Raw genomic sequence first — 6,743 nt, 5'->3', positions numbered from 1 at the left:
GTGGTGGGTTCGGTAGCGCCGGGGTTTTTCAGCCAAATCAGCCTGAAGCGCTTGATAAATAAGCGCTACCAGCTATCAGAAGCAGAGCATTCTCAGGGCCGTGCGTGGCATTTGCAGGCATCGCCCACCGACACCACGGATGCCCTCAACACCCTGGCCGCCGCGCTGCGCGATGCCAGCCTGTGCGGCCCCTGGCGTGATGAGCAGTTGGCGGTCACCAACCCGGCGGGCGAGGTCATCGGCACCGTGGAGCGCGGGGCGGTACGTGTGCTGGGCGTGGCCACCCGCGCCGTGCACCTGGTGGGCCTGGCGCCCGACGGGCGCATGTGGGTGCAAAAGCGCTCCCTGACCAAGCCCAACAACCCCGGACTGTGGGACACGCTGATGGGGGGCATGGTCTCCGCTGCCGACTCTCTGTCGCAGGCCCTGGCCCGCGAAACCTGGGAAGAGGCCGGTTTGCGGGTGGAGGCATTGGCCGACGTGGCGCACGGGGGCCAGGTGCTGTTCAGCCGCCCCAGCCGCGAGGGCGGGGGCGCGGGCTTCATGGTCGAGCGCATCGACTGGTTTCGCGCCCAGGTGCCTCAGGGCATGGAGCCCGACAACCAGGACGGCGAGGTCGAGCGTTTTGACCTGCTGCCTCTGGACGCGGTGCGCGAGCGGGTGGCCCAGGGGGCGTTCACGCTGGAAGCCGGGCTGGTGATTGCGGGGTTTCTGGGGGTGTAGTTGCCGGTGCGGCCTGTGCGTGCCCGCTCCCGCTGCTACCGGAGCAGGCTGGCAGGCAGCCCAGGCCCTGCAAGGTGGCCTGCACCGCCTCGTCCAGCGGGGTGTGTGGCTCCTCGCCCAGCACCGCCCGCAGCCGGTCGTTGGCCATGCGCACCGGCTGCTGCCACAGGTAGCGCATCTCGCGCATTTCACGCAAGGTGGTCACGAACGGCGAGACCAGCGTGACCAGCCACCACGGAAAAGCCTGTACGCGCGGCGCCTGGCTGCCCCGCGCCACCACCACACGGCCAATGGCAGCCGCCATCTGCGTGCCGTCGGCATCCCAATGCCCAGCCAGGTGAAAACGGGCAAACGCGGGCAGCTCGGCGCGCCGCTCCAGCAGCAGCACCATGGCGCGCGCCACGTCGGGCAAGTACGACCACTGGTGCCCGACGCCGGGCGCGCCTGGCTGCTTTACCGTGGCCACCGGTCGGCCCGGCTGGATGAGGCCCTGCGCAAACCAGCTGTTGCCCGCCTGCGGGCCAAAGAAGTCGCCCGCGCGCACGATGATCACTCGGCATGCTGCCTCCAGCGGGTGCGGCACGGTGGCTTGCTGCAGACGGCGCTCCAGCTCCACCCGCAGGGCACCTTTGCGCGTGCGGGGGTGTTGGGGGGCGTCTTCGTGCAGCACCGGGAAGGCCTCAGGCCCGTAGTTGTAGACGGTGCCTGGCAGCACCACCGTGGCCCCGTGCGCCCGGGCCGCTGCAATCGTGTTGTCGATCATCGGCAGCACCAGCTCGCTCCAGCGCCGGTAGCCGGGCGGGTTGACCGCGTGCACGATCACCTGGCAGCCTGTGGCGGCGGCCATCACGTCGGCGAGGGTCATCGCGTCGCCCCGCATCCAGGTGAACCCGTCGCGCTGTTCTCTGGCCTGCGCAGCGTTGCGGTGCAGTGCCACCACCTCCCACCCCCGGTCACGCAGCTGGCGCGCCACCTCGCCGCCAATGCCGCCGGTGGCGCCCAGAACCAGTACCTTGGGGCGGCTGCCCGTGGGGTTGTTGCTCATCTCGATACTCCTTCAAAACCTGTAGATGGAGGCAGTGTCTGCGCCAGGGCGATCCAATGGAATTGCTGAAAATGAGTGCTTGGCTATACATTTATGTATGGACCAACCGGATCGCCATGACATTGGCTGGGAGCTGTACCGTTCGTATCTCGGCGTGCTGCGAGAGGGCTCCTTGTCAGGCGCCGCGCGTGCGCTGGGGGTGACACAGCCCACCGTGGGCCGCCACATTGCCGCGCTGGAGCAGGCCCTGGGGCTGGTGCTCTTCACGCGCTCTCAGCAGGGCCTGCTGCCGACCGAGGCCGCGTTGGCCCTGCGCAGCTACGCCGAAGCCATGGGCCACTCTGCGGCGGCGCTGGTGCGCGCGGCTGACAGCCAGGGCGACGGCGTGCGCGGCACGGTGCGTGTGAGCGCCAGCGAGGTGATGGGGGTCGAGGTGTTGCCGCCCCTCCTCGCGCAGTTGCAGGCCGAGCATCCCGCGTTGACGGTGGAGCTGGTGCTGAGCAACCGCGTGCACGACCTGCTGCAGCGCGAGGCCGACATCGCCATCCGCATGACCGAACCCCGGCAGGACGCGCTCATCGCCCGCCGCGTGGGCACCATCCCGTTGGGCCTGTATGCCCATCCGCGCTACATCGCCGCCCAGGGCATGCCCGCCACCCTGGCCGAACTGGCGCAGCACCGCCTGATCGGTTTTGATGCAGAAACCCCTTTTTTGCGTGCGGCCCAAAAGGCCCTGCCTGTGTGGCGGCGAGATCGGTTTGCCGTGCGCAGCGACAGCGATGTGGCGCAGCTGGCCTTTATCCGCGCAGGCGCCGGCATCGGCATTTGTCAGGAAGCGCTGGCCCGGCGCAGTGCCCCCGCACTCGTGCGGGTGCTGCCGCAGCAGCTTCAATACGGGCTGGAGACCTGGGTGGTGATGCACGAGGACCTGCGCGCCAGTCCGCGCTGCAGGCGCACGTTTGATGCGCTGGTGGTGGGGCTGGAGCAGTACCTTGTCGAGGGACCAGGCAGCGACGAATCGGGCGACTAGTCCGCTGAATCGGATGGGCATGGAAGGCTGCGATTTATCAAGCAGCTGAAGATGCCCATGCAGATACGTTGGAAGTTTTTTCAACGGCCTTTGTTGCTAAGAACCTGCGTGCCATTGCGCTGCACCGCCACCGCCTTCACCAGATCCCAGGCCGCCTGCGCCATGGGCGAGAGCGCGCGGTGCCTCCGGTGTACCAGCATGATCTCGCGGTCCACGCGCGGCACCAGGGGGCGCACCGCCAGCCGTGCCAGGCCTTCGGGCGGAAGCGCCAGGGTGGGGATCACCGAGATGCCCAGGCCTGCGTCCAGCATGCGGAAGATGGTGGTGGGGTGGCCCACCTCCTGAGCCACTGTGCACGTCACGCCGTGCTCGGCCAGGGCGCGGTCGATCAGGCGGCGGCTGCCGGATTCGTGATCCAGCAGCACCAGCGCTTCGCCCTGCAGGTCGGTCCAGCGCACCTGGCGTTTGCCCGCCAGCCGGTGGTCGGGCGGGCAGGCCAGGCAAAAGGGTTCGGTGAGGATGGTCTCGCAGTGCAGCGCCTCGCGCTCGCTGGGGTCGATGACCACGCCAAAGTCCACCTCGCCCGACAGCACGCTGGCCAGCACCGCGCTCTGGATGCGGTCCAGCAGCACCAGCTCCAGCCCCGGCAGGGTGCGCTGGCAGTCGGCGATGCAGTCGGGCATGAGGTTGGCCGACAGCGTGGGGCTGCTGGCCACACGCACGCGGCCGCGCCGCTCGGTGGCCAGTTCCCGCACGTCCAGCAGCGTGTTCTCCAGCTCCTCCAGCACGCGCGGCAGGCGGGCCGACAGGCGCTGGCCCGCATCGGTCAGCGTCACTTCGCGCGTGGTGCGGTTGAGCAGCTTCAGGCCCAGCTGGGCTTCCAGCTCGGTGATGCAGCGGCTCACGGCCGGTTGGGTCAGGCCCACCGCATCGCCGGTGCGGCTGAAGTTGCGGGTGGCGGCCACCGACTGAAACACGTGCAGCTGGCGCAGGGTGATATTCATGCGCTCAAATCATAAATCCATCAGAGAAATCCATTTCTCTTTGGAATCAGGCTGCGGTCCAATGCGTGTCTTTGGGGTTTGTGTGCCCCATGTCCTTTTGCATTTTTTGCGCTGCCGCTGCGCTGTCACCCATGGCCCGTTCCCGTTTTCTCCCCGACAACTTCACCCTGGCACTGCTGGGCACCGTCACCCTCGCCAGCGTGTTGCCCGCATCGGGCGTGGCGGCCCAGGCGCTGGAGGGGATCACCGTGGCTGCGGTGGCGCTGCTGTTCTTCTTGCACGGGGCCAAGCTCTCGCGGGATGCCATCGTGGCGGGGCTCTCGCACTGGCGGCTGCACCTGGTGGTGGTGGGCACCACGTTTGTGCTGTTCCCGCTGCTGGGCTGGGCGCTGCGGCCGGTGCTGCTGCCGCTGGTCACGCCTGGGCTTTACACCGGCATCCTGTACCTGTGCGTGCTGCCAGCCACGGTGCAGTCGGCCATTGCGTTCACGGCCATGGCGCGCGGCAACATGCCGGCGGCCATCTGCAGCGCGTCGGCATCGACCCTGCTGGGCATTGCGATCACACCGCTGCTGGTGGGCCTGTTGCTGCCCGAGGCGCAGCAGCGGGCAGGCACTGCGCAGCATGACACGCTGGCCAACATCGGCCGCATCACCTTGCAGCTGCTGGTGCCCTTTGTGGCGGGCCACCTGCTGCGTCCGTGGATTGGCGGTTTTGTGCAGCGCCGTGCGGCAGCGCTCAAGCTGGTGGACCAGGGCTCCATCCTGCTGGTGGTGTTCACCGCCTTCAGCGCAGCGGTGGTCGAGGGGCTGTGGCGGCAGTTGCCAGCGTCTGCACTGCTGGGCCTGGTGGTGGTGTGCGCCGTGCTGCTGACCCTGGCGCTGGTGACCACCACCTGGGTTGCGCGGCGCATGGGGTTCTCCAAGGAGGACGAAATCACCCTGGTGTTCTGCGGCTCCAAGAAGAGCCTGGCCAGCGGTGTGCCCATGGCCAAGGTGCTGTTTGCGTCGCACGCGGTGGGCGCCATCGTGCTGCCCATCATGGTGTTCCACCAGATGCAGCTGATGGTGTGTGCGGTGCTGGCGCAGCGCTATGCGCGGCGCAGTGCGTAGACGCTAGTTTGCTATCTTTTATGTAGCTGAAAGCGCGTAGGGAATATGCGCCTGCAGCCCAAAAGGCTTCAACTTTGTTCGTTGAGCGTGCGCAGGCGGCTGGGCGCCAGGGCGCCGGCCGATTCCAGAATGGGGTAGGCCACCGAGCACAGCAGCGAGTTGATGCGCTTGAGCTCGCTGATCAGGTCGATGTGCAGTGAACTGGTCTCGATGCTCTGCACGGTGTTGTCTGACAGGCGTGCCAGGTGGGTGGCCGAATAGGCATGTTCCAGGTCGCGAAAGCGCGCTTTTTCTTCGAGCAGCTTTTGTGCGTCGCGCACGCTGCCGTTCAAGAACACGCTCATGGCCAGCCGCAGGTTGTCGATCAGGCGGGCGTGCAGCTCGTTGATCTCTTCCATGCCCGCCTCGGAGAACTGGCGGCCCTTCTTGATCTTCTTGTCCTCGATGTCGATCAGCACCCGTTCGATGATGTCGCCGATCTGCTCCATGTTGATGGTGAAGCTGATGATGTCGGCCCAGCGGCGGCCCTCGCGTTCGTCCAGGGCCTCGCGCGAGATCTTGGTCATGTAGTACTTGATGGCCGAATACAGGCCGTCCACCTCGTCGTCGAGCTTGCGCAGGTCTTCCGCCAACTGCAGGTCGTCCGTGCGGATCACCTTGTGCAGGCCCAGCAGCATTGATTCGACCACGTCGGCCTGGTGCAGGGCTTCGCGCGCCGCGCATGAGATGGCGAGCGATGGCGTGGCCAGGGCGGAGGGGTCCAGATGCTGGGGACGGGTGCCTGCGGCCGCCTGCGCCTTTTCCACCGGCAGCAGGCGCTGCACGGCCCGCGCCACCGTACCTGTCAGGCCAATGCAGACGATGCCCACCACGATATTGAAGGCCAGGTGGAACAGCACCACCAGGGCGGCGGTTTCGGGCACGTAGGGCCGCACATGCTGAAGCCACAAGCCGGTGAGCGGCGTCATGATGAGCACGCCAATGATCTTGAAGAACAGATTGCCCAGTGGCACCTGGCGTGTCTGCACGTTGGACTTCATGGTGGTCAACACCGCCAGCACACCGCTGCCCAGGTTGGCGCCCAGCACCAGACCCAGCGCCACGTCTGCCGGAATACCGCCCGAGCCCGCCAGCGCCGCTGTGAGCAGCACAGTGGCGAGGCTGGAGTACGCCACGATGGCCAGAATGGCGCCGGTAAAAATCTCCAGCAGCAGATCGCTGGTGAGCGCGCCCAGCAGCGTGCGCACGGTGGGCGACTGGGTGAGCACCGTGGTCGATTCGGTGATGAGGCGCAACGCCAGCAGCATCAGCCCCAGGCCGATCAGCACCCGGCCCACGCGGCCCACGGCGGTGTCCTTGCGCGAGATGAACAGCACCACGCCCACAAAGATGAACAGGGGCGACAGCCACGACAGGTCCATGGAGAACACCACGGCCATCACGCTGGTGCCCACGTCGGCGCCCAGCATCACGGCCAGCGCCGCAGGCAGGCCCACCAGGCCCTGGCCCACAAAGGACGACACGATGAGCGCGGTGGCCGTGCTGGACTGCACCACCGCCGTCACGCCAATGCCGGAGAGCACAGCGGTGAAGCGGCTGCTGACGCTGTGCGCAATCAGCTGGCGCAGGTTGGCGCCGAATACGCGCAGGATGCCGGTGCGCACCAGGTGGGTGCCCCAGATCAGCAGCGCCACGGCTGCCAGGAGATTGAGGAGATGCTTCATGAAAACCGTTGTTTCTTCTTCTTGTGATGGGCGCAAACCCTGCGATGACCAGACCCAGGGGCCAATGCAAGAACCGCGCACACCGGGCTGTCATAAAACTGACAC

6 protein-coding genes are annotated in these 6,743 nt (G+C 67.0%); 3 read left to right on the top strand and 3 right to left on the bottom strand.

Going from position 1 to position 6,743, the window contains the following annotated elements:
- A partial coding sequence (locus DBR23_RS09975; RefSeq protein ID WP_233250375.1) for an NUDIX domain-containing protein occupies positions 1-723 on the top strand: 723 nt, incomplete at its 5' end.
- Here the strand turns inward: DBR23_RS09975 and DBR23_RS09970 are convergent.
- A complete protein-coding gene (locus DBR23_RS09970; protein WP_108498130.1) occupies positions 677-1,768 on the bottom strand; it encodes an NAD-dependent epimerase/dehydratase family protein in 1,092 nt (363 codons plus the stop codon). The genes DBR23_RS09975 and DBR23_RS09970 overlap by 47 nt on opposite strands.
- 97 nt (positions 1,769-1,865) lie before the next feature.
- On the opposite strand from DBR23_RS09970, the gene DBR23_RS09965 reads away from it, so the two are divergent.
- Positions 1,866-2,798, top strand: a complete 933-nt coding sequence (locus DBR23_RS09965) for a LysR family transcriptional regulator (protein WP_108498129.1) — start codon at positions 1,866-1,868, stop codon at positions 2,796-2,798.
- A gap of 80 nt (positions 2,799-2,878) precedes the next feature.
- On the opposite strand, the gene DBR23_RS09960 is transcribed toward DBR23_RS09965, so the two are convergent.
- A complete protein-coding gene (locus DBR23_RS09960) occupies positions 2,879-3,802 on the bottom strand; it encodes a LysR family transcriptional regulator (RefSeq protein ID WP_108498128.1) in 924 nt (307 codons plus the stop codon).
- A 131-nt stretch (positions 3,803-3,933) separates the two neighbouring features.
- Between DBR23_RS09960 and DBR23_RS09955 the strand changes: the two genes are divergently transcribed.
- Positions 3,934-4,914 (top strand): bile acid:sodium symporter family protein, encoded by a 981-nt coding sequence (locus tag DBR23_RS09955; protein ID WP_108498134.1) that lies wholly within the window; start codon positions 3,934-3,936, stop codon positions 4,912-4,914.
- Positions 4,915-4,982: 68 nt separating this feature from the next.
- Here the strand turns inward: DBR23_RS09955 and DBR23_RS09950 are convergent, their stop codons facing one another.
- The gene (locus DBR23_RS09950; protein WP_015013072.1) at positions 4,983-6,638 is read right to left on the bottom strand and encodes a Na/Pi cotransporter family protein; all 1,656 of its coding nucleotides are present in this window, start codon (positions 6,636-6,638) and stop codon (positions 4,983-4,985) included.
- Between the last annotated feature and the right edge of the window lie 105 nt (positions 6,639-6,743).

Origin of the sequence: Acidovorax sp. HMWF018 (assembly GCF_003061035.1) — a bacterium.
Taxonomy (GTDB): Bacteria; Pseudomonadota; Gammaproteobacteria; order Burkholderiales; family Burkholderiaceae_C; genus Acidovorax; species Acidovorax delafieldii.
This window is presented reverse-complemented; position numbering and strand designations above follow the sequence as displayed.

What these genes read in the sequence shown, in the direction of transcription:
- DBR23_RS09950 (WP_015013072.1), bottom strand. Translation starts at nt 6,638, where the DNA reads ATGAAGCATCTCCTCAATCTCCTGGCAGCCGTGGCGCTGCTGATCTGG.
- DBR23_RS09955 (WP_108498134.1), top strand. Translation starts at nt 3,934, where the DNA reads ATGGCCCGTTCCCGTTTTCTCCCCGACAACTTCACCCTGGCACTGCTG.
- DBR23_RS09960 (WP_108498128.1), bottom strand. Translation starts at nt 3,802, where the DNA reads ATGAATATCACCCTGCGCCAGCTGCACGTGTTTCAGTCGGTGGCCGCC.
- DBR23_RS09970 (WP_108498130.1), bottom strand. Translation starts at nt 1,768, where the DNA reads ATGAGCAACAACCCCACGGGCAGCCGCCCCAAGGTACTGGTTCTGGGC.
- DBR23_RS09965 (WP_108498129.1), top strand. Translation starts at nt 1,866, where the DNA reads ATGGACCAACCGGATCGCCATGACATTGGCTGGGAGCTGTACCGTTCG.